This is a genomic window from Guptibacillus algicola, assembly GCF_020171805.1.
Classification (GTDB): domain Bacteria; phylum Bacillota; class Bacilli; order Bacillales; family Guptibacillaceae; genus Guptibacillus; species Guptibacillus algicola.
The window spans coordinates 1,077,455-1,100,227 of sequence record NZ_JAIVAF010000003.1 but is presented as its reverse complement, the minus strand read 5'-3'; the positions used below and the strand labels follow the sequence as shown (position 1 = coordinate 1,100,227).

General features: G+C 40.1%; 17 protein-coding genes and 1 riboswitch. Of the genes, 5 read left to right on the top strand and 12 right to left on the bottom strand.

Translation table 11 applies throughout. The features are described from left to right. Window positions 1–12 precede the first annotated feature (12 nt). The 8 genes from carB to LCM09_RS13250 form a co-directional block, all read right to left on the bottom strand. Entirely contained in the window at window positions 13–3,207 is a 3,195-nt protein-coding gene (gene carB / locus LCM09_RS13285) for a carbamoyl-phosphate synthase (glutamine-hydrolyzing) large subunit (RefSeq protein WP_224882538.1), read from the bottom strand. Then, window positions 3,194–4,273, bottom strand: a complete 1,080-nt coding sequence (locus LCM09_RS13280) for a carbamoyl phosphate synthase small subunit (protein ID WP_224882536.1) — start codon at window positions 4,271–4,273, stop codon at window positions 3,194–3,196. Before LCM09_RS13280 ends, carB begins: the two co-directional genes overlap by 14 nt. Window positions 4,274–4,291: 18 nt before the next feature. Continuing rightward, window positions 4,292–5,440, bottom strand: coding sequence for an acetylornithine transaminase (argD, locus tag LCM09_RS13275; protein ID WP_224882534.1), 1,149 nt, complete (start codon window positions 5,438–5,440; stop codon window positions 4,292–4,294). After that, window positions 5,424–6,272: an acetylglutamate kinase gene (gene argB / locus LCM09_RS13270; RefSeq protein WP_224882526.1), complete on the bottom strand. Its 849-nt coding sequence runs from the start codon at window positions 6,270–6,272 to the stop codon at window positions 5,424–5,426. Before argB ends, argD begins: the two co-directional genes overlap by 17 nt. Then, window positions 6,235–7,485, bottom strand: coding sequence for a bifunctional glutamate N-acetyltransferase/amino-acid acetyltransferase ArgJ (gene argJ / locus LCM09_RS13265; protein WP_404800824.1), 1,251 nt, complete (start codon window positions 7,483–7,485; stop codon window positions 6,235–6,237). The genes argB and argJ overlap by 38 nt, the downstream gene beginning before the upstream one ends. A gap of 7 nt (window positions 7,486–7,492) precedes the next feature. After that, window positions 7,493–8,530, bottom strand: a complete 1,038-nt coding sequence (gene argC, locus LCM09_RS13260) for an N-acetyl-gamma-glutamyl-phosphate reductase (RefSeq protein ID WP_224882524.1) — start codon at window positions 8,528–8,530, stop codon at window positions 7,493–7,495. A 145-nt stretch (window positions 8,531–8,675) separates the two neighbouring features. Next, window positions 8,676–10,823 carry a DNA topoisomerase III gene (locus tag LCM09_RS13255; protein WP_224882522.1) on the bottom strand — a complete coding sequence of 716 codons (2,148 nt, stop codon included), beginning with the start codon at window positions 10,821–10,823 and terminating at the stop codon, window positions 8,676–8,678. Window positions 10,824–10,939: 116 nt separating this feature from the next. After that, the gene (locus tag LCM09_RS13250; protein WP_224882520.1) at window positions 10,940–11,161 is read right to left on the bottom strand and encodes a DUF2553 family protein; all 222 of its coding nucleotides are present in this window, start codon (window positions 11,159–11,161) and stop codon (window positions 10,940–10,942) included. 93 nt (window positions 11,162–11,254) lie between these two features. On the opposite strand from LCM09_RS13250, the gene LCM09_RS13245 reads away from it, so the two are divergent. Beyond that, entirely contained in the window at window positions 11,255–13,489 is a 2,235-nt protein-coding gene (locus tag LCM09_RS13245; protein ID WP_224882518.1) for a hypothetical protein, read from the top strand. A gap of 42 nt (window positions 13,490–13,531) precedes the next feature. Here the strand turns inward: LCM09_RS13245 and msrA are convergent, their stop codons facing one another. The 4 genes from msrA to LCM09_RS13225 form a co-directional block, all read right to left on the bottom strand. Beyond that, window positions 13,532–14,188 (bottom strand): peptide-methionine (S)-S-oxide reductase MsrA, encoded by a 657-nt coding sequence (gene msrA / locus LCM09_RS13240; RefSeq protein ID WP_224882516.1) that lies wholly within the window; start codon window positions 14,186–14,188, stop codon window positions 13,532–13,534. 101 nt (window positions 14,189–14,289) lie between these two features. Further along, a riboswitch (SAM riboswitch) is annotated at window positions 14,290–14,403 on the bottom strand. A gap of 84 nt (window positions 14,404–14,487) precedes the next feature. Further along, the gene (locus tag LCM09_RS13235; RefSeq protein ID WP_224882514.1) at window positions 14,488–15,891 is read right to left on the bottom strand and encodes a Na+/H+ antiporter NhaC family protein; all 1,404 of its coding nucleotides are present in this window, start codon (window positions 15,889–15,891) and stop codon (window positions 14,488–14,490) included. A 73-nt stretch (window positions 15,892–15,964) separates the two neighbouring features. Beyond that, the gene (gene fni / locus LCM09_RS13230) at window positions 15,965–16,999 is read right to left on the bottom strand and encodes a type 2 isopentenyl-diphosphate Delta-isomerase (protein ID WP_224883061.1); all 1,035 of its coding nucleotides are present in this window, start codon (window positions 16,997–16,999) and stop codon (window positions 15,965–15,967) included. Beyond that, the gene (locus LCM09_RS13225) at window positions 16,989–17,507 is read right to left on the bottom strand and encodes a glycosyl-4,4'-diaponeurosporenoate acyltransferase CrtO family protein (protein WP_224882513.1); all 519 of its coding nucleotides are present in this window, start codon (window positions 17,505–17,507) and stop codon (window positions 16,989–16,991) included. The genes fni and LCM09_RS13225 overlap by 11 nt, the downstream gene beginning before the upstream one ends. A gap of 192 nt (window positions 17,508–17,699) precedes the next feature. On the opposite strand from LCM09_RS13225, the gene LCM09_RS13220 reads away from it, so the two are divergent. The 4 genes from LCM09_RS13220 to LCM09_RS13205 are packed head-to-tail and all read left to right on the top strand — an operon-like array spanning window position 17,700 to window position 22,618. Continuing rightward, window positions 17,700–19,205, top strand: coding sequence for a phytoene desaturase family protein (locus LCM09_RS13220; RefSeq protein WP_224882512.1), 1,506 nt, complete (start codon window positions 17,700–17,702; stop codon window positions 19,203–19,205). Window positions 19,206–19,221: 16 nt separating this feature from the next. Beyond that, window positions 19,222–20,034, top strand: a complete 813-nt coding sequence (locus LCM09_RS13215; protein WP_224882510.1) for a carotenoid biosynthesis protein — start codon at window positions 19,222–19,224, stop codon at window positions 20,032–20,034. Continuing rightward, window positions 20,034–21,155, top strand: coding sequence for a glycosyltransferase family 2 protein (locus LCM09_RS13210; RefSeq protein WP_224882509.1), 1,122 nt, complete (start codon window positions 20,034–20,036; stop codon window positions 21,153–21,155). The genes LCM09_RS13215 and LCM09_RS13210 overlap by 1 nt, the downstream gene beginning before the upstream one ends. After that, entirely contained in the window at window positions 21,152–22,618 is a 1,467-nt protein-coding gene (locus LCM09_RS13205; protein ID WP_224882507.1) for a phytoene desaturase family protein, read from the top strand. The genes LCM09_RS13210 and LCM09_RS13205 overlap by 4 nt, the downstream gene beginning before the upstream one ends. Window positions 22,619–22,773: the final 155 nt, after the last annotated feature.

The following is a 22,773-nucleotide window of genomic DNA, read 5'->3' as shown; positions in this document are numbered from 1 at the left end:
TTATCATCCCTTCTAATGTGCGTGTACCTGTGAAAACGCATGCCATTCTTGTATTGATGTTACAGATGTAGTCTTTGGAACACTCATATTAATTAGTTGTAACGTGTCTAGGTGTGTAAAACACGGAATTTTGTATCGAGTGCCGAGCGCTCTGATCTTGAAGCCGAATCGATCTTTCTCACGTCCAATTGTTGGTATGGAAATAATCGCTTCGATTTCTCCATTTAATAGCTCTTCTATTTCAGAAGTGTTCTTTCCAACCTTGTTTGAAGGAATACTATTATCGTCCAAAAAGTGATAAGTTCCAGGTGTTGCAAACACTTTGATGCCTTTTTTAGTTAACTCATCAAGTAATGGAAGAGATGCTTTTTTCGCTTCGTTACTAACTGAGCATAATATTGCTTTTGGAAGGCTTGATTCTACTGTAGGAAGAATGGCTTTACTCAATGCTTCATCAATCGTATTCGCAATAGCGAGTACTTCACCTGTCGATTTCATTTCAGGACCTAATACATGGTCTACGTTCTTCAACTTACCATTTGAAAAGATTGGAAATTTAACAGTGAAATATGGCTGTTCTTTCAAAAGACCTTTCTGTGGTAGTGAACTACGTTTATTTAGCTGTGCCTCGATCGCCCATTCAACGATTGGAACATTCGTTACTTTACTCATCAAAGGAACTGTTCTCGATGCTCGTGGATTAATTTCTAAAACATAAATAATGCCTTCACTAATTACGAATTGAATATTCATCAGCCCTCTACAATCGAGTGCGATGGATAGTTTTTCACAGTATGATGTAATCGTTCTTTTCTGTTCATCAGTTAGTGATACTGGTGGGTAGATAGCCGTACTATCTCCAGAATGGACTCCCGCTCTTTCGAGATGCTCCATAATACCAGGGATTGCTATTTCGTTCCCATTACAAATCACATCTACTTCACATTCTGTTCCTTCAACAAATCGATCTAAAAGAAAAGGCCACATCTTCTTTGAACTTGAACCTAGCTTTTTTGCATATCGTTTCAGTTCATCCATGTTTCTAAAAATAAACATATTCTGCCCACCGATAACGTATGAAGGTCTAACGATGATTGGGAACGTTAATTCCTCTGCTAACCTCTCCATTTCTTCAGGTTTAAAAGCAATTCTGCCTTCGATGTAAGGAATTCGCAAAGAATCTAATAGTTGATAAAACTGGTCTCGATCTTCTACTTTATTTATGTTTTCAACAGGCGTACCAAGTACTGGAATGCCTCTTTCATGCAATTCTTCTGCAAGATTAATAGCTGTTTGACCGCCGAATTGAACAACAACACCTGAAATGTTTTCCTTCTCAATAACCGCTAGAACATCCTCAATCGCAAGAGGTTCGAAGTATAAGCGGTCAGCGATCGAGTAATCAGTACTAACGGTTTCTGGATTATTGTTCATTACAACGGAACGGAATCCGAATTTCTTAACAGCGAGTGTTGCATGTACGGAACAATAATCAAACTCGACGCCTTGACCGATTCTTATCGGACCTGATCCAAGAATGAGAATGGATGGTTCTCGCTGATCTTCGGCTTCATCTTTTCCAAGGAAAGTTGAGTAGAAATATGGTGTTATCGCTTCAAACTCTCCAGCACACGTATCGACCTGCTTCATTCCTCGCTCTATTCCTACCTTTTTACATTGTCTTTGAATGTCGTCGATACTTATTCCAGTTACATTTGCAATAAATGAGTCACTAATATTTAGTTTTTTTGAGTTGATGAGTATTTCAGAAGAAAGGTCACTTCTATTCTTCAATTCAAGTTCACAATCAATGATTTTTTTTATCTTCACGAGAAACCAAGTGTCAATCGACGTATGCTTTTGGACAGTTTCAATCGTATATCCTCGTTTAAACGCTTCACCAATGAAAAACAATCGTTCATCGGTTGGAATCGTCAGCTTTTGCAGGAGTACTTTATCGTTTAGATCAGTGTATGAATCACCAGTTAGTGCGTATCGACCGATTTCGAGTGATCGTACTGCTTTATTCAGTGCACCTTCAAAACTGCGATCGATCGCCATTACTTCTCCTGTCGCTTTCATTTGTGTACCTAAAACTCGATCTCCTTCTGGAAACTTATCAAAAGGAAATCTAGGTAGTTTAACTACGAGGTAATCGAGTGCAGGTTCAAAAGCAGCATAGGTAGTGCCTGTAATAGGATTTGGCAATTCATCAAGCGTGTAGCCGATCGCACATTTCGCTGCCATGCGTGCGATTGGATAACCGGTTGCTTTGGAAGCGAGTGCAGACGAACGACTCACTCTTGGATTCACCTCGATAATATAATAATCATTTGATTCTGGATTCAGTCCGATTTGAATATTACACCCACCGATGACATCGAGTGCTCTTATCACTTTCAATGAAACGTCTCGAAGCATTTGGTATTGGTAATCATTTAAGGTTTGTGAGGGGGCAACTACAATCGAATCCCCAGTATGAATGCCAACCGGATCCATGTTTTCCATATTACACACGATCATACAAGTATCGTTCTTATCACGCATGACCTCATATTCGATTTCTTTCCATCCGAGCATACTTTTTTCAATCAACACCTGATTGATCGGACTTAATGATAACCCTCTTTCTACAATATCAATCAGTTCCTTATGATTCGCAGCAAATCCGCCGCCTTCTCCTCCGAGAGTATAGGCTGGTCGAACCATTATCGGATATCCGATTTCCGTTGCAAACATCAAGGCTTCTTGGATTGTAAGTGCAATCTTTGATTCTGGAACTGACTCACCGATATCAATCATCTTCTGTCTGAATTTCTCTCGGTCTTCCCCGTTTTGTATTGACTCTACAGAAGTACCAAGTAGTTCGACGTTATGTTTTTCTAGAATTCCTTTCTCATAAAGGTTCACAGTAAGGTTCAAGCCAGTTTGGCCGCCTAGTGTTCCTATTAATCCATCTGGTTGCTCTTTTCTTAGTATTTCTTCCACGTACTCAAGCGTCATCGGCTCCATGTAGACCCGATCAGCAATTGAACGATCTGTCATAATGGTAGCTGGGTTACTGTTGATCAAAACTACTTCGATTCCTTCTTCTTTTAGAGCAAGACACGCCTGGGTCCCTGCATAATCAAATTCTGCTGCTTGCCCGATCACGATCGGTCCTGAGCCAAGAATAACGACTTTTTTCAATTCTTTACGTAAAGGCATAATGCTGTTCTCCTGTTTGTAAGATTTGCTGTATAAAAGACTCAAACAAAAATCCAGTATCTGAAGGACCTGCGTGAGCTTCTGGGTGGAATTGAACGGATTCAATGATGTACTCGTTATGTTTTAACCCTTCGACTGTATTGTCGTTTATATTAGTAAAAGTGACACTGAAATTCGTTTGTTCAAGACTCTCCTTAACGACTTCATAGCCATGGTTCTGCGATGTAATATATACCTTCCCAGTCTCGGTATGTTTCACAGGATGATTAGATCCTCTATGCCCGAATAGCAGCTTACGTGTTGTAGCTCCATGAGCAAGGGCTAAAAGCTGATGACCAAGGCAAATTCCAAATACAGGATACGTTTCACTTATTCTTCGAATCGTCTGGAAGTGAGAGGATAGATGTTGTGGGTCTCCTGGTCCATTACTCAACACGACACCTGCTGGATTAAGCTCAGCTATACTTTCAAAACTTGTGTCGAATGGAACCACCGTCACTTCACATCCTAGCTTCTGTAAGGAAGTTAATATAGATTTCTTGTAACCATAGTCGATCAAAATGATGCGCGGACCGTTTGCTCGATAGGTAGTTATTTCTTTTGTTGAAACTACCGGGACATACTCTTTCTCACATGCAAAGTCGCTAACAACTTCGTACGGTGAGTGTGCTGTTACTCTACCTTTCATAGTTCCATGGCCTCTTAAAAGTTTAACTAAGGCTCTGGTATCGACACCTGACAACGATGGAATCTTTTTCTCTTGTAATCCTTCTGAAAATGAGTTTTTTGATAAGTAGTGATTCGGACTTTCACACTGCTCTCCTGTTACGACACCATGCAAGAAAAGTTGATCACATTCATTATCGAGATCATTCATCCCATAATTTCCAATCTGAGGATAGCAAAAAACGATGATTTGGCCTGCATAGGAAGGGTCCGAAACGATTTCTTGGTAACCCGTCATACTCGTATTGAAGACAACTTCACCAAAAGCTTCACATTCATCATTCATTAGTTCCCCTTCAAAAACCGCTCCGTTTTCTAAGATGAGATACCCTTTCTTCATAGATGATCCTCCCCCTTACTATTGCAATAATTCTTTTAATACAGTGGTAAATTGATTGACTTCCTCACGACTTACAATTAACGGCGGCAATATTCTGAGCACATTTGGCCCAGCTGTTAAGATGAGGACATCTTTCTCTCTGAACTTTGCAAGAAATGGGCCTGCATCTTCGACTTCTAACCCAATCAATAAACCTAGTCCTCTGACTTCAACGATAGAAGGTTTCGATATCGCTATTCCTCGTAGTTCTCGGTCAAGATAGGCTGCAATTTCCTGAACTTTCGGCAGTAAATCAATAACTTGTTGAATTGTTTCCACACCAGCAGCGCTTGCTAGCGGGTTTCCACCAAATGTACTGCCATGTGTGCCAGGACCGAATGTCGAAGCGACCGTTGATTTGGCAAGCATTGCGCCTATTGGGAAGCCAGAACCAAGTCCTTTTGCAAGTGTCATCACATCTGGTTCAAATCCATATTGTTCATAAGCAAACAGTGTCCCGCTCCTACCGATACCAGTTTGCACTTCATCTACGATCACTAATATGCCGTTTCTTTTACATACTTTGATAAGCTCATTGATCCATTCCTTATCTGCAGGCCTGACGCCTCCTTCACCTTGGACGAGCTCAAACATCACGGCAGCTGGCATTAACTCTTCGATCTTTGCGATGCTCTCGAAGTCATTAAAAGCTAGAAAGTGAAACCCTGAAATCATTGATCCAAATCCTTCATGAAGTTTGGTTTGAGCGGTAGCTGATAGTGATCCTAGAGTCCGACCATGAAACGAATTTGTGAAGGTTACGATCGACTCTTTTCCGCTCCATTTCCTAACAAGCTTGATAGCTGCTTCATTAGCCTCTGTCCCACTGTTACAGAAAAATGCCTCGTCAAAGCAGCTATTTTTAGTAAGAAGATTAGCTAGCTCCTCTTGCTTAGGAATGTTGAACAAGTTGGAACAGTGCCACAAAGAGTCTAGCTGCTCTGTTACTGCTTGTTTAACCGCTTGTGGCTGGTGCCCAAGGTTACAAGTTGCAATTCCTGAAGTGAAATCAAGGTAAGGTTTTCCATCTGTATCGAATAAATAACTCCCCATTCCTTTTTCAACTGTAAGAGGGAGTCTGTTATAGGTCTTCATTAGGCTTTCAGACGCTTTAGTTTGCTGTGACATCCAAGAGCTCCTTTCGAATGATTCGTGTGCCTATCGGTCCATGTTCTACGGCTTTTCGGAGAGCTTGTTTTTCTCTTCCATCAACGATGATTACTGAACGTACCTGTTCAGAAAGTGCCGCTAATGCACCTTTTACTTTGGGAATCATTCCACCGAATATAATGCCTTCATCTATTAATCTTGTAATCTTTTCCTCGTCGAGAAGTGGATAGACAATTTGCTTGCCATCAATTAACTCATAAATCCCTGGTATGTCACTTACAAGACAAATTTCTGCTTCTAATGCTTTTGCGACAGCAGAAGCGGCTTCATCGCCATTGATGTTGAGGGTTTCTCCGTATTTGTCCATGCTGATCGGAGACACGATAGGAATATAACCACTTTCTGAAAGCTCTGTGATTAAGGACCTATCTACACTTGTCACGTTCCCTACCCGACCGAGTGCTCGGTCAGGAACCTCACACGTGAACATGGCACCATCAACACCACTTACTCCAACTGCCCTTCCACCAGCTTGATAGATCTTCTTAACAAGGAGCTTGTTAATCTTACCGCTAAGAACCATCTCAACAATGTCGACCATTTCATCAGTAGTTACTCTCAAACCATCCGTAAACTTCGTTTCGATGGAAGCCATTTCGAGCATTTCTGAAATTTCAGGACCCCCTCCATGAACAATAACTGGATGGATATTGTGATTTTTCTTCAAGTTGACGATATCATGGTAGAATTCTTCAGGAAGTTGTTTCAGGACGCTTCCACCGCATTTAATGACAAAGTACCTTGTATTACCTTCACGTGCGGTATGATGCATTGATCCTGACGTAGTCATAAGAAAGATCACACCCCCACGCTACCGCTTTCTCTTTACCTTTATTTAGATCTACATAAATATGAATCGTATCGCTCTTTAGATATTGCTGTGCATCTTCTTCAGAGAAAGCTGTTGTCACACCTTTATCAACAACTTTGATAGGTCCTATCGAAATGGAGAGCGATTCTTCATCGACTTTTTCTCCGCTATAGCCGATTGCGCACACTATCCTGCCCCAGTTTGCATCAGAACCGTGTATCGCCGTTTTAACAAGGTTAGACCCTACTACAGACTTTGCGATTGCACTAGCCCCTTCTTTTGACTCTGCCCCATCTACATGAACTTCAACTAGTTTGGTAGCTCCCTCTCCATCTTTTGCAATCATTTTGGCTAGTTCCTCGCTTACATAGTCGAGGGCAGCAATAAATGTCGACCAATCAGGATGTTTTTCATATAACGGCAAGTTCTCAGCTTTCCCGTTTGCCATCAAGAGAACCATGTCATTCGTACTTGTTTCACCATCTACAGTAATCATGTTATACGTTCGATTTGTAATATCATTGAGAGCAGTCTGCAAAGCTGTTTTTTCGACTGCTGCATCAGTTGTAATAAATGAGAGCATCGTTGCCATATTTGGTTTAATCATTCCAGAACCTTTTGCCGCGCCACCGATCGTTACTTCCTTTCCATCGATTTTACATGTGACAGCTAACTCTTTTGTAACTTTATCCGTCGTTACGATTGCTTCAGCAAATTCCTTGCCGCTCGTTGTCCCCTGGTAGGTAGGAATTTCAGCGATTCCTTTTGTGATTGCTTCCATAGGAAGATATTCTCCTATAACTCCCGTTGAAGTGACTGCTGTTTCAGATTGTTTTAAATTCATTACTTTCGCAAACTGTCTTCTCATTTCGTATGCGTCTTCGAGCCCTTTCTTGCCAGTAAAGGCATTTGCGTTTCCCGAATTTACAACGACTCCTTGTAAAGTGCCTCCTACTAAACTGTCTTGTGTCACTTTTAAAGGTGGAGCTTGAAATGTATTCGTAGTAAATACACCTGCAGAAACCGCTGGGACTTCGGATAAAATCCAACCTAAATCTTTTCGTTTTCGCTTCAATCCAGCATGAAACCCGCCTGCTTCAAACCCTTCTGGTGAGGTAACGGTCCCATGATCTACTATTGTAAACAGTTCTTCCTCTTTCACTGCTGTGGTCAATCGATTCAATCCTTTCAATTTTGAATTATGGAAAAATAGGTGACAATTCTAACCCTGTACGTTCTTGAAGACCAAATCGTAGATTCATATTTTGCACCGCTTGCCCAGCCGCACCTTTCATCAAGTTATCGATTACCGAGATGACAGTTAATCGAGTCGTTCTTGAATCAACAGAAATTCCAATGTCGCAATAATTGGAACCTGAAACTCCTTTTGTATTTGGCCACTTTCCTTCAGGCATAATTCTTATGAACGGATGATCTTTGTAAAACGAACGATAGTAGTCGATGATCTCAAAACTTGTTTTGTCTTCTGTCAAATCAATAACCATAGTGCACATCATTCCTCTTGTGAGAGGAATAAGGTGGGTTGAGAAAGATACCTGTACGTCCTTATCTATTTGATCTCTGAGCACTTCTTCAATCTCAGGTATGTGTTGGTGTTTTCCTAGCTTATAAGCTGACATGTTCTCGTTTGCTTCTGTATAGTGAGTTACTTGACTCATCTTACGTCCAGCACCTGACAAACCGGACTTACCATCAACTATTAATGTTGTTGGGTCTGCCCACTTCTGCTTGATAATTGGTAAGATGCCAAGTAAGGTTGCGGTTGGATAACAACCGGGGTTCGCAATTAACGTTGCTGTAGAAATTTCCTCACGATAGAATTCTGGTAAACCGTAAACGGCTTTTTCTAATGTTTTCATTGGTGGTGATGCATGTTTATACCATTCTTCGTATAAACCTTCTCCTTTTAGCCTGAAGTCTCCGGACAAATCGATGCATAATACACCTAGATCGATTAAAGTGGGAATCGATTCTGAACTAACACCAGCAGGAGTAGCAAAAAAAACAACATCTACTCTATTAGCAAGCATTTGACAGTCAAGTGAATCGAATTGAATAGTGACGATATCTGTAAGGTGTGGAAATATCTCTTCAACTTTTACTTCTGCATTCGATGGAGATACGATCGTATCGATCGTTATGTTTGGATGGTTGAGCAAAATGCGAATCAGTTCTAGCCCGCTATATCCGCTCGCTCCTACAATTCCTGCTTTCACTACTTCCACTCCCTCTTTCCTTTGTTATTGAATGATTATACATAGAATAGAATATATATACAATACTTTTTTGTGATTTTTTTTAAGTTTGTGAAATGCATTAAAAAAAGCATGCTCCAGATCTCGGAGCATGCATGTAGAGAGGTTATTTTTTATCAAATTCAAACGTTAGTTTCTTTTCAGAAGCGTTCCATACTAAAGCAGCATCAAAGGGACCTTTCTTTCCTTTCAATCCTTTGATCGTAGCTGATTTCCCATCTTTTAAAATCTTTTTCGCGTTTGTCTGTGAAACAGGTTTTCCAAGGATTCGTTTTGAAATGGTGAAAGGGCATTTGTTCTTTGCATATCCGCTGCAGCCATACAACTTACCTTTATCAATCACGTCAGAGCCACACAAAGGGCACGTTCCAACTTTTTTTCCGAGAGCTTTCTTTGAAGTCGTAGAGGGCTCGATCGTTATTCCTTTTATATCCCATGAGTCTGATGAGCGGATAGCATCTTCCGTTAACTTGGCTGCAAGTTTCTTTACCGATTCCATAAATACTTGAGGAGAAGCGCTGCCACTACCAATCTCTTTTAACCTCTGCTCCCATTTCGCAGTCATTTCCGGGCTTGCAAGGACGGCTTCACCTATCGAGTCGATAAGTAAGATTCCTTTGTCAGTCGCTGATACCTGATTCTTCACAACTTCGATATATTTTCGGTCCTTAAGCATCGTAATGATTCCTGCACGCGTTGCTTCAGTTCCGAGTCCTTCCGTATCTTTTAAGACTTTCTCTAGAGATTCATCCTCAAGGTGTTTTCCAGCTGTTTTCATCATCGTAATAAGCTGCCCTTCAGTAAATCGTTTCGGAGGCTGCGTTTTCCCTTCGATAACACCTGCTGACAAGACGGTTCCTGCTTGTCCTTTTTCGATTGGAGGCAGTTCTTCGTCCTTTTGTGATGATGAGATGACTCTATGCCAACCTTCTTGGACTTTCACTTGCCCTTTTGATATAAACGCTGCTCGATTATCTACAAGCGTCATTAGAGTTGTATAGTCTACGATCGCAACGTCTTCGTGAGCAGCGAGCAAGCTTCTGGCGATGAGGTCATAGATTTTTGATTCTTCTCCTGATAGTTTGTCTATCTTAGGAACCTGTTCCGTTGGAATGATGGCATAGTGATCACTTACTTTTGATGCATTCACGTAGCGTTTATCATTCATGATCGATTGTTTTTTCAAAGGAAAAAAGTCCTTATACGCATCTTGCTTTTGAAGTTTTGAGAGTATTGATGGAAACTCCGCTGCTTCTTCTGATGTCACAAAGCTGGAATCACTTCGCGGATACGAAATCATTCCTTTTGTATACAGCTTCTGTGCAATATCTAACGTCTTTTTAGGTGAGTACTTATATTTTTTGTTCGCTGCAGATTGAAGTGATGAAAGCTGGTAAAGGTATGGCGGTTTATACTGCTTTCGCTCTTTGTTCACTTCACTTGCTTGACACGTTTTATCTTTGCAAAATGTAGCGATTGCATGAGCCATCTCAGGATTATCAATTCTTGTTTGATCGTCTTTGATCCATTTCCCGATTACCTTCTGACCATTATAATCAAATGTTCCTTTCACTTCCCAAAACGGCTCAGATTTAAAATTAGAAATTTCCTTTTCTCGCTTTACAACGAGAGCAAGCGTTGGCGTTTGTACTCTTCCGGCAGAAAAAACATCCTGGATTCCTTTTTGCTTAAATAAAAGCGTATATGCTCTTGATGCATTGATTCCTACCACCCAATCGGCACAAGAACGAGCATAAGCTTCGTAGTATAAGTCCCTCGTGTCCCTTTCACTCTTAAGGGATTTGAATCCTTCTTTTACAGCCTTTTCGGTTAATGAGGAAATCCATAAGCGCTGCATAGGTTTTTTACAGCCAGTTTGGTTGATGATCGTCCTAACGATAAGTTCCCCTTCACGACCAGCATCACCGGCATGGATAATGGATGCAACATCCTTCTTTTGAAGAATCTCTTTTATTATCTTAAATTGCTTCCATTTACTTTTAGAAACTTGGTATTGAAATTGCTCTGGAATCATCGGTAACGTTTGTAACGTCCATTTCTTCCATTCTGTCTTGTACGTTTCTGGAGGAACTAATTCACAAAGGTGCCCCACAGCCCACGTTACGTAAGCGCCACCTGGAAAATCTGTTGTGGGTTTTATATATATGTATCCCTGCTTTTTCTCTGAAGGATAAGGAGCGGCTAACCTTGAGCCCTGGTCAGGCTTTTCCGCTATAATGCAAACTGCTTCCACTCAAAACATCCCTTCTATGTCATGTTGAGATTGTCATTCTCTTTAGTACAGTATAGCTCACTCTGAATAGGTTGTGGACATAAAAAAACTGCTGATTAGCCAGCAGTCACCTTACATTAACACCAACCTAAATCACAATCAAACACGAATTGTTTGATATTCTCTGGTTCATTTTCTAGAACGTATATTCGATGGTTTTCTACAACATAAGATGATTCTACCTGATAAACGGATGTCTTTAAATTCAACTCTCCAATCTTCACCTTGTTTCTATAAAGATCGATCGTGCCTTTGTTTAACTTTCCGATCACAATGCTCGTTATATCTGTTTTCTTCATCAAGAATCCCTCTTTTCTAAATAAAATTAACTCTCAAAGCGAAACATGTCTTTGATATAATGAAGGAATGAGAAAAAGAAAGGGAGGGTATCTTTGGAACAACAGCATGATTATGAACGACGCAGCACTGTACATAGTAAGAAAAACGCTCTCCAAAAGAGTTATTTAACCTTGTCGAATCACATTAGAACTGTTTTCCATCGAATGTGGAAAGGTGCTTCCTATGGAGCATTGTTCATGACGATGTTTCTTATTTTCTTGATAGGTTTCGATTTCCATACCGGGCTTGGCAAAGGAATCGATGTTCTCATATTCTCACTCCTCAGTGTAGTTGGTACGTTTGTGATCTTTTACATCGTTAATCTCTTAGTTCGCATATTCATGAAGCTTCCGGTGTTTTTAATAACGTCGCTAATCGTGTCGATCGGACTAATTATTTATACATTGGATCAGTTTAAAGTTCTTGAAAATATTTTACCTCTTGCCTATTTAATTGCAGGTACTGGCGTAGTCATCGGAGGATTCTTTGGATACCCGATTGTTCATGGAATGAAGAAACCTTCTTCTATTTTTATGCTAACGATTGGAACGCTAATAACTGGAATCTTTTTTTATTGGCTCTTCATACCTGGAATCACTGATGAACGATTAAATGTTCAGCAGCAGAAACTCTCTCCAGTAAGTGAAAACCCTTCTTTGCAAGGTGACTATCAAGTAAATACGTTTACTTACGGAAGTGGGACAGACAAACATAGGGACGTTTTTTCTGAAAACGTAGACGTTCAAACTTCATCTGTAAACGGATCAGCCCTTATTGGTGAATGGTCGAAACATCGTGAATGGTTTTGGGGTTTTACTGATACAAACCTTCCTATCAATGGTAGGGTTTGGATGCCTGATGGTGACGGCAAATTTCCTTTAGTATTGATCGTTCACGGTAATCATAAGATGGAAGACTTTTCAGATGAAGGGTATGGTTATCTTGGCGAATTACTTGCGAGTAGAGGATTTATTACTGTTTCAGTGGATGAGAACTTCCTAAACTCATCATGGTCTGGTGGCTTAGGCGGAGATATTAACGGAAGAGCGTGGATGCTGCTAAGTCATCTAAAAGAAATTGAAAAATTATCTAAAGACGAACAGACGCCGTTCTATAAGAAAGTTGATTTCGAGAACATTGCACTCACTGGCCATTCACGAGGCGGACAAGCAGCTATTCTCGCTGCAAAATTCAATAAGTTAGACCGTTATCCAAACAACGCATATAAACGGTTTGACTTTGATTACGATATCAAAAGCGTCATTGCAATCGCACCGACGGATTATCATACGATAGCAGATCGGAAAATTGAATTGGATGATATGAACTACTTAATCCTACATGGGTCATACGATAGTGATCTTTCTGAATTTGAAGGAGATCGGCAATTCAACGGTATCTCTATAACCGGAAGCAAAGATATCATGAAAGCTGCCCTTTATGTGGATCGTGCAAACCATGGTCAGTTTAATACTACTTGGGGGGACAATGACACATATTTTCCTTTCACACTTTTATTAAATAAAAAGCCGCTGCTAGAAGGAGCAGAACAGAGACAAATAGCGAAGACGTATGTTTCAGGTTTTTTAGAAGCTACCCTTCATGATGATTCATCTTTTGTGCCAATGTTTGAAGACTATCGGTATGCATTAGAATGGTTACCGCAAACGACCTATATTAGTAAATATGAAGATCCATCGTATCATATCTTTAGTAACTTTGAAGAGGATGTTGATGTAACTACGGCCTCCTCTCCTTATATCGAGCTTTCCGGAGATGGTTTATTGCAATGGTATGAAGGTGAATTGGAATATAGAAGAAGTAAAGTTAGAGATAATCATGGTGTTTATCTAAAGTGGAATCATAATTATTCTAAGAATGGTTCTTTTTCGCTTTCGTTTAAAAAGGAATTAGAAAACCCGTATTCATTCAAAAATAATAGTGCCTTAACCTTCACAGCAGCAAATGTTTCTGAAGAAGAAGTTGAAGTAGATTTTCGGATTGTGGCTACTTCTGAAAATGGGGAATCAGCTAGTGTCCTTTTAAGTGATGTTATGAGAATGCACCCTGTCCTTCCAATCCAGCATACGAAAACAACATATTATGAAGAAGCACGTTTTGGTGATCCTACGGAACCTGTTTTACAAACCTTTAATATACCGATGACGACGTTTATTAATGAAAACAGCGCTTTTCAACCGGAGGAACTCACCTCCATTACCTTCATGTTCGATGAATCGAAAAACGGTAAACTATTCTTAGATCACATCGGTGTTAATCAAGAATAAAGTAAGAAAAAAGGCATTTCCTCGATTGAGGAAATGCCTTCTTTATGAAATCTTGCAAGAAGATTGGCCACGCTTTGCAAGGTAGCTTTGATGATACTCTTCTGCTCTATAGAAATTTGTAGCAGGTACAATTTGAGTTACAATCGGTTTTTTGAACTTTCCTGAGGTGGTAAGGTCGATTTTCGCTTTTTCTGCTAATGTTCTTTGCTCTTCAGAACTATAAAAAATAGCTGAGCGATATCTAGTGCCTACATCTTCCCCCTGACGGTTTAATGAAGTTGGGTTATGGTTTTCAAAAAAGACTTGAAGCAATTCATCATATGAAATGATTGCTGGATTATATTCTACGAGAACAGCTTCTGCATGCCCCGTTAACTCTTTATAAACTTCTTCATAAGAAGGGTCAATTGTCTTTCCGCCTGTAAATCCAACTGAAGTGGACGTAACCCCATTTAACTGCTGAAATAGTGCTTCTACTCCCCAAAAACATCCTGCTGCGAATACTGCTCGTTCCATTGTTTCCACTCCATTTCTCCAAGTGTCGTTTTTATTTTGGCCAGCTTGTTCTGTATATATGTCTTCGAGTTCACTCAGAGATAACATATAGAGCTGTTTATTATTTTTCTTATAAATTCCTTGTCCTAAAAGACTTTTAATCATCATTTGTTTTTTCTCTTCGTCTTTAGAAACTAATTTCACGTTCATTCACTCCTTTATTAATAAAAACGTTTGATGAGGAGTGCATATAAAAAAACCCTCATCTGCCCGAACAGAAGAGGGTTGGTTATACCGATCGCCTCTTCTTATTTTCCGACTTTCGCCGCAGGAATTGGCACGGTGCTCCCGTATAAAATCTATAGGAATCCGTTGCCGAGGTATCTAAGGGCCAGTCCCTCCACCTCTCTGAATAAGAAGATCCTTTAAAAAGGATTATTAAGTTAATGACAATATTAAAGGTTGTACTGCTAGGTGTCAATAGAAAAGCTTACATTAGTGTGCTAAATAATAAAAGAAACGACAAAATAACCGATTGCTGACACTGCAGCACCTATTAACGCTGGCTTGAGCTTGAATGTTGCATAAGCCATCGTATTTAGTTTGAGAATTTTAGCTATTGTATTCGTGTTATCACTAAGTGGTGAAGAAAATGCGCCAAATGTCCCACTTGCAAAAACCGCTCCAATAACAAGAGGTAATGGAGTGCCCGTTGTTGCACCTAGCGATATACCAAGTGGCATGAGAATCCCCCATGTTCCCCATGAGGAACCGATAAAGTAAGAAATAAATGACCCGACAAGAAACAAGACAGGTGGCACGAATAAAGCAGGTATCCAGTTTAAATTCGTAGTAACAAAGGATGAGAATCCTAATGCTTCTGCTGAAGAAGCAAGTCCCCATACCACTGTGAGTAACACGATCACAGCCATCATATCGTTTCCACCTTCAATAAAGAATGTAACGAGATTCTTCAGAGAGAACTTTTGAAACAAATAAAAAACAAACGTCAATAATACAGTTGTAAGGAGCGCAAACACCATGGCATCTAGCACATCAGCTTCGATAAACGCTTCAATGAGCCCTGTAAACCCTTTTTCATATCCACTCCAATACGTAAGTAAAAGCGTTAGAAGAATAACCCCACTTAGAGGAACCAGTAGGTTTATCGTTTTAGCTGGGAGGTCTCTTGATACGACAGGGTGACAATCTTCCCACTTATCATCTATTTCTTTTTCAAGATTCCCCGCATCAGTAGCTGGCTTTTTATTGTGGTGAAAAAAACTTAAATAAAAACCAATTATTATAATCGCTATTGAGAAGAAATTAAAGGGGATGCTTTCTATAAATAATCGGTACCCGTCTCCTTCAAGACCTTGTCCTTTTAATGAAAGGTCTACGACGGACGACATGTAGCCTACAAAAGCAGTGGCGATTGGAATAAGCACAATGACAGGTGTTGCCGTTGTTTCAATTACAAACCCGAGTTCCTGTGGCGTCATCTTCACTTTCTTTAATAGTGCCTTCATAATAGGAGCAACCGTGACGATACGGAAGCTTGGTGCGCTGAACGTTCCTAGCGTCGAAAGCCAAGTTAAAAACAACGCTCCTCTTTTCGAGTTAATTTTACTTGATGCTGTTTGAACAAATCCTTTAATTCCACCTGTATATTTCATCATACCGATAAGACCTGTAAACATGTATAAAAAGATGATGATTTTGATATTGCTTTCATCTTTTAGACCACTCATAATAAACTGATAAAACTGCTCTAATCCTCCAATAAGACTTGGTTTATGTATGAAAGATGCTGTTAATAATCCTGCTGTTAATCCAGGTATAACGAGCTTTGTTTTAATCGCGACCAGGATTACCACTACAAATGGTAGTATCGAAAGCCAATCCATTTTCTCCCCCCTTTTACGGATTAGTTTGTGCATGGAAAAGGGACCTATACAAAAAGCCGGAGAAATTCCCCGGCTAGGATTGACGCAATGATTGAGTTTGTTTTAATTCTGCAATGGATGAAGCACCAATACCAAACATCGCAGTTTGCAGCTCAAACCGTATCCTCTTAAGCTGATCAGATAGAGCCTGTTCACTATCATCTACTGCGTTATGAAGAAGAGCACGACCATAGCCTGCGAGATCAGCTCCGAGAGCAATACTCTTCGCCGCATCGACACCATTCTTTAACCCGCCACTTGCGATCAACGGCATATTAGGCAGGTCTTTTCGAATTTCGATCAAACATTCCGCCGTCGCATTGCCCCATCCTTTAAAAGCTTCCGCTGCTTGTTCTCTTAATGTCTGGTGAGAACGGTAGCTCTCAACCTTGATCCATGACGTTCCTCCTGCTCCGGCTACATCGATGAAGTCTACACCAACTTCCATTAGTCTTGTGGCTGTTTCACTGTCGATCCCCATACCTACTTCTTTTACCCCGATTGGTACTTCAAGTGCTTTTGCTACTTCTTCAATCTTGGGAAGTAAGTTTTTGAAGTTTGTGTCACCTTCCGGTTGGAACACTTCTTGAAGAGAATTAACATGGAGGATGAGCCCGTCGGCTTCAATAAGATCGATCGCCTTTTTACATTCTTCTATCGTAAATCCGTAATTTAGCTGAACTGCTCCTATATTTGCAAAAATCGGGATCGAGGGAGCAAGCTTTCTTACTTCGAATGAATAAACGGATCGCGCTTCCTGTATCGCTGCACGCATAGAGCCTACACCAAGTGCCCACCCCTCTGCTTCAGCAGATTTTGCTAGACGCTGGTTAATCTCCCATGCACGTTTGGTTCCTCCAGTCATCGAACTGATTAAAAAAGGTGAGGAAACTTTTTTGCCGAGGAATTCTGTTGAGAGATCGATTTCAGCAAAGTCAATTTCAGGTAATGCTCGATGTTTAAATCTAAACTTCTCTAATCCAGTGCTGATTCCTTGTCCTTCAACTTCCTCGGTAAGACAAATGTCGATATGTTCATTCTTTCTTCTTTCTGTTTGATCATGTTCCATATGTTTCAACTGATGACCTCCTACGCTGCTCTTTTTTCTTTAGTTTAGGTAATATTAGTTCTAATCTGAATCGATTGTATCGTTGAATCATGATAAAAGGTATATTTACAACTAAGGAATAGGCAACCATTATCCAGCCTACTAATGGGGGATTCCAGAGAAAAAACAAAAGAGATGGTGGTATTAAGATCCAGTGATTGAATTCCGCTCTTCTCGTTTCGATGATGAATTTCGAGACATACGTTACAGTTAGAGTGTTGAGCTCTTTTTTGCGAAATCCTCCTTTGAAAACACCTCCACCATCCGGAAGAACCGTTTTCCATGACCTAATTTTCATTTTATCGTATAGACTAGCTTCCCTTTTCTTCATGCGATGATCAAGGTTCCTCGACTCATAGAAGGAATCTGGGACCTTCAAACAGAAATAAGAGAGACAAACATGTATAGTTAACCAGGCAATTACATTCGCTGCAATCAATCCACTTATTGAAAGGTAAAATACTTGCATGGACTCCCCAACTTTCATTATTTGTTTACAGTCTTACATTTAAGGTAATAGTTCAGTCATAAGTTTGAGGATCTTGTACAAAACACACCATGACTGTCATCTTACTTTCACAAAGGTTATACTTACACTATACAGTCGCAAGTAAAAAAAGTCGATGCAAAGAGCTTTTTTACAATGAGGAGGAGATTAGAAATGAGAAAAAATGCAATTGTAATTGGCGCTGGTCTAGGTGGATTATCTGCAGCGATTCGTCTAGCAGCTGATGGACACAATGTAACGGTTCTAGAGAAAAATGAACGTCCTGGCGGTAAATTGAACAAAAGATCTGGGCAAGGGTTTAACTTTGATACAGGTCCTTCAATTCTAACGATGCCATGGGTTCTTGAAAAGCTTTTCAAAAGCGCTGATCGTAACTTAAGTGATTATATGAACATTACTCGAATCGAACCCCAATGGCGCACGTTTTTCGAAGACGGTGAAGAAATCGATGTTACAAGTGATTTAGCTGTCATGCTATCACAGGTACATAAACAATCTGAAAAAGATTACTCGAACTTCCTCGCTTATTTGGATTATTGTAAATCGATGTTTGATCTCAGCTTAAAGAGCTTTTATAGTAAAAGTCTTTCTGGGATTCAAGATATGCAAAAGCTCCATAGCTTTAAGGATCTGTTATCGATGGACCCTATGAAGTCGATGAACCAGGCAACCGAAAAATACTTAAAGGACAAGCACCTTCGTCAGTTGTTCAACTTTTTTGTTATGTATATTGGTTCTTCTCCTTATCACTCTCCAGCTATCCTTTCTCAGCTCGTTTATGTTCAACTCGGGCTCGGTATCTACTATGTAGAAGGCGGTATGTATAATATTGCAAAAGGAATGCTCAAACTCCTAGATGAGCTAGATGTTGATGTACAAGTGAATACGGAAGTTACTCAGATCATCACGAAAGATAAGAAAGCAACTGGAGTCCAGTTATCTAGTGGTCATGTGATGGAAGCTGACCTGATCGTGAGTAACCTTGAAGGGATCCCAGCTCATGAAACGATACTGAACAAAGAGCCTGGCGCGGATAAAGTGAAAAAAGAACTTAAGAAATATACGCCTACTGTATCTGGCCTCGTTCTACTTCTTGGGGTTAATAAAACGTTTGATAATCTACAGCACCATAACTTCTTTTTCTCTGAAGATCCGAAACGTGAGTTTCAGCAAATATTTGATGAAGGGGTTCCGGCTGATGATCCAACTGTATACATTGGCATTTCTTCTAAATCGGATCCTAGTCAGGCACCTGAAGGAAAAGAAAATCTCTTTGTATTAACTCACGTCCCTCCTCTTCAAGATGGTGAGAGTTTTGAAAAATACCGTGGTAGATACAGAGAAATCGTTCTCGACAAATTAGAACGAATGGGAATGCATGGTCTTAGAGAGTCGATCGAATTTGAATATCAGTTTATTCCAGACGACATCAAAGATCTATATGGTTCAAATGGCGGGTCAATCTATGGTGTTGCAACTGATCGTAAAGTAAATGGAGGCTTCAAGATCCCTTCAAGAAGCTCTCTATTACAGAATCTTTATTTCGTTGGTGGGTCTACACACCCTGGAGGCGGCGTACCGATGGTAACTTTATCAGGTCAGCTAACTGCTGATTTAATAGCTGAAGATCTTAAACTATCTGAAGAACAAACTGGCTAAGAAAGGATCTTCATTCATGTACGAACTAGATAAGCTCGTTTTTAAACTATTTATTTTCTGGTATGGGTGTGGGGTTGTATTGGTTGGTTTCGACCTCCTCCCCCCTTTTCTCGAATGGGCTAATGCTTTCTTTCTTATTCTTTGTGGAGTGTTAGCGGGTTTCTATTTCATTCGAACGTTCGGAAAGCCCATCGGGTATTCCATATCCATACTCATTTTTACTTTGAGTATGGCAGCTGAATCACTAGGTGTACATTACGGTTGGATATTTGGTCAATACAATTATTCAGGAGACTTTGGTTTTAAGGTTGTTGATGTTCCAATCGGGATCGGTTTCGCATGGGTGATGGTAGTTGCTGTTACTCATGTTCTTTCTATTGAATTATTAAAGAAGATGAACCATTCTCTACTAAAGTGGATGACATATTCGATCGTAGGTGCACTCATCGCTGTTCTTATCGACTTAATCATTGATCCAGTTGCTTACCTTGTTAAAGGGTACTGGGGATGGGAAGGGACTAGTTTTTATTACGAAGTACCTATGCAAAACTTTACAGGCTGGTTTTTCGTTTCTTTATTATTCCACCTTCTCTTATATCCAGTATTCGTTAGGAATAAAATCGCTTCACGAGAAGCGTTTATTTTCTGGAAACATAGAATGGCCGCCTTATTCGGGATGGTGATGGGGATGTTTATTTTCCTCGGGCTTCTTGATCAATTGTGGCTCGCAGTGACAATTACCGGGCTCCCAACCTACTTATTACTTTACGCATACCGAAAAAGCGTAAAAACGTTCGAATTGTCTTCGGAAGAAAAGGTGATCGTCTAATGTTACTGATGTATATTATTATTCTAGCAGCCTTCCTCGGATGGACAATGATTAATTCCTACTTTATGCCGGCATTACCTAAAGGGAAATCCTACAGGGATAAGGATGAGCTCGTCTCCATTCTTATCCCTCTTCGTAATGAAGAAGATAACGTTCCTGATTTAATCACCAACTTAAGAAAACTCACTTACCCAAATGTCGAGTTTATTCTGCTTGACGATGACTCTTCAGATAGAACGTTAACGCTATTAACTGAACTTACAAAAGGGGATGAGCGTTTCTCTATTTTAGAAGGGAACGATTTACCTCCTACTTGGAATGGTAAAGTGTATGCTTGTCATCAGCTGAGTGAACGGGCAAAGGGAGACTACCTATTGTTTATCGACGCAGACATTCGATTACACCGAGATACCATTCAATCTACATTAACTTTGATAAAAAAGATGAAGGCATCGATGCTGTCTGGATTCCCGGCTTTTCCTGTATCGTTATGGCTTGAGAAACTTCTAGTACCCTTGCAACATTTTGTCGTGCACTTCCATTTACCCTTATTGCCGGCAAATTGGACTACACGACCTGCTTTCACTGCTGCTCATGGTGCATTCATACTTGTTAAACATAGGGAATATAAAATGATTGACGGGCATAAAGCGATCCATAATAGTCTAGTTGATGATGTAGACCTCTCCAGAGCCTTTAAAGCACATGGATACCGCTCTCTTCTAGCTAATGTGACGACGTATACAACATGCTACATGTACCGTTCAAACAAAGATGTTTGGGAAGGATTTACGAAGAACCTCTTCCCAGGCCTTGGACGATCGCTGCTATTGGTAATCTTTCTATTTCTCTTTTATGGAGTGTTTTACGTTCTTCCATTCATTTTATTACTTTTAGGACTCATGAGTTATATACAAGGTATGCCAATGTTTACTCTCTTCTTCCCTTACTTACTCATTACACTTCAAAAAGCTTGGGTTGATTGGATAACAAATCAATCAATAAGACTATCTCTATTCATGCCACTAAGTGCTCTTGCTTTTATGCTTCTATTGATCAACTCGACGATGAGAGGATTAAAACAAAAAGGTTATGTCTGGAAAGGAAGAACTTATTCATGAAACAAGTTGCGATTATTGGTGCAGGACTCGGAGGGCTTGCTGCATCTATTAAGCTAGCAAGCCAAGGATTCAAAGTAGATGTTTATGAGAAAAACTCGTACCCAGGCGGAAAGATGATGCCACTCACGATGGGCACCTACAACTTCGATTTCGGTCCAAACACGATGACGATGCCAGAGGTATTTGATACTGTCTTCACAGAAGCGGGAGTTAATCCTCGTGATTATTTCGAATGGATTAAACTTGATCACCATACAAGAAATATTGATCACGATGGTAGTTCCTTTTTGATGAGCACAGATGCTAACGTTATGATCAAGCAGTTCGAGAAGCTAGATCCTTATGCTGCAAAGCACTACGATCAGTATCTAAGTGAAGTCGATCGATTGTACCGATTATCGAAGACATCGTTTTTCCCACGGATGTTTACATCGTGGCAAGATTATTTATCTCCATCCCTTTTTCAAGCGGTGCTTAAAGTAAGGCCGTTAGAAAAGATGAACCATTTTCATGAGCGTTTCTTTAAGAACCCTCTCGTGCTGAAAGCATTTAATCGCTATTCGACTTATATCGGTTCATCACCTTACTTATCACCCGCTACTTTTGCGATGATCGGCTATCTTGAGATGGTCCAAGGAGTTTATTACATAAAGGGTGGCAACACAACTCTTGCACGGGCGATGGAAAAACTAGCAATCGAACTTGGTGTTACCTTTCATTTTGAAACACCCGTTACGAAAATCCATATGAGAAGTAATCGAGCTGAAAAGGTCGAAATAGAGGATGGAGTGGTCCATGATGTTGACGAGGTCATCGTCAACGGAGATTTGTTAGAAGTTTATCCTTCCCTTGTGGCTGAAGAGCATAGACCTTCTTTCAGAGACGCCGATGTTACGACATTATCACCTTCTATATCTGCATTCGTAATTATGGTGGGGCTGTCAAAGAAGCTAGACTTCATTCATCATCAGGTTTATTTCTCCAAAGACTATCGAAAGGAATTCAAAGAGTTATTCGATGGGATTTGGCCTGAGGATCCGACGATCTACATATCGAACTCTTCTTATACAGATTCTGCAGTCTCTCCTGATGGTGATAATCTTTTTATTCTTGTAAATGCACCTCCTACTGGTAAGCAAAGTGAGGTTTCGATCGAAGACTATAAAGAAAGAATTTATAACAAACTTGAGAGGTATGGCCTGCCTATCAGGAAACATAAGGTTGTAGAGAAAATAATCGGTCCAAATGAAATCAAGAATCGTTTTCATGCCTACCGAGGCGCGTTGTATGGTATTTCTTCTAATTCTCTTAGAAATAGTTTTTTACGTCCTTCTAATCAATCTAAAGATATCAAGAACATCTATTTTGCTGGAGGCAGTACTCACCCTGGTGGCGGTTCTCCTATGGTAGTGATAAGCGGAAGTAATGTTGCAAAGCACATTATTTCACAAACCTTGTCGTAGCATTTCTACTGCGTGTGCTTTTGCTTATCCTTATACGGAGAAAAGAGCTTGGAATGGTGTCATCCACCTCCTAGCTCTTCTTTTTCACCTCTAACGTTTTATCGTGTATTTTTGAACTTCTCTGGATTTTTCACGTAGCTTTCAATTATAAAGCC

What these genes read in the sequence shown, in the direction of transcription:
- LCM09_RS13220 (WP_224882512.1), top strand. Translation starts at nt 17,700, where the DNA reads ATGAGAAAAAATGCAATTGTAATTGGCGCTGGTCTAGGTGGATTATCT.
- carB (WP_224882538.1), bottom strand. Translation starts at nt 3,207, where the DNA reads ATGCCTTTACGTAAAGAATTGAAAAAAGTCGTTATTCTTGGCTCAGGA.
- argD (WP_224882534.1), bottom strand. Translation starts at nt 5,440, where the DNA reads ATGTCACAGCAAACTAAAGCGTCTGAAAGCCTAATGAAGACCTATAAC.
- LCM09_RS13215 (WP_224882510.1), top strand. Translation starts at nt 19,222, where the DNA reads ATGTACGAACTAGATAAGCTCGTTTTTAAACTATTTATTTTCTGGTAT.
- LCM09_RS13235 (WP_224882514.1), bottom strand. Translation starts at nt 15,891, where the DNA reads ATGGATTGGCTTTCGATACTACCATTTGTAGTGGTAATCCTGGTCGCG.
- LCM09_RS13280 (WP_224882536.1), bottom strand. Translation starts at nt 4,273, where the DNA reads ATGAAGAAAGGGTATCTCATCTTAGAAAACGGAGCGGTTTTTGAAGGG.
- LCM09_RS13250 (WP_224882520.1), bottom strand. Translation starts at nt 11,161, where the DNA reads ATGAAGAAAACAGATATAACGAGCATTGTGATCGGAAAGTTAAACAAA.
- LCM09_RS13210 (WP_224882509.1), top strand. Translation starts at nt 20,034, where the DNA reads ATGTTACTGATGTATATTATTATTCTAGCAGCCTTCCTCGGATGGACA.
- LCM09_RS13225 (WP_224882513.1), bottom strand. Translation starts at nt 17,507, where the DNA reads ATGCAAGTATTTTACCTTTCAATAAGTGGATTGATTGCAGCGAATGTA.
- argB (WP_224882526.1), bottom strand. Translation starts at nt 6,272, where the DNA reads ATGACTACGTCAGGATCAATGCATCATACCGCACGTGAAGGTAATACA.
- LCM09_RS13205 (WP_224882507.1), top strand. Translation starts at nt 21,152, where the DNA reads ATGAAACAAGTTGCGATTATTGGTGCAGGACTCGGAGGGCTTGCTGCA.
- fni (WP_224883061.1), bottom strand. Translation starts at nt 16,999, where the DNA reads ATGGAACATGATCAAACAGAAAGAAGAAAGAATGAACATATCGACATT.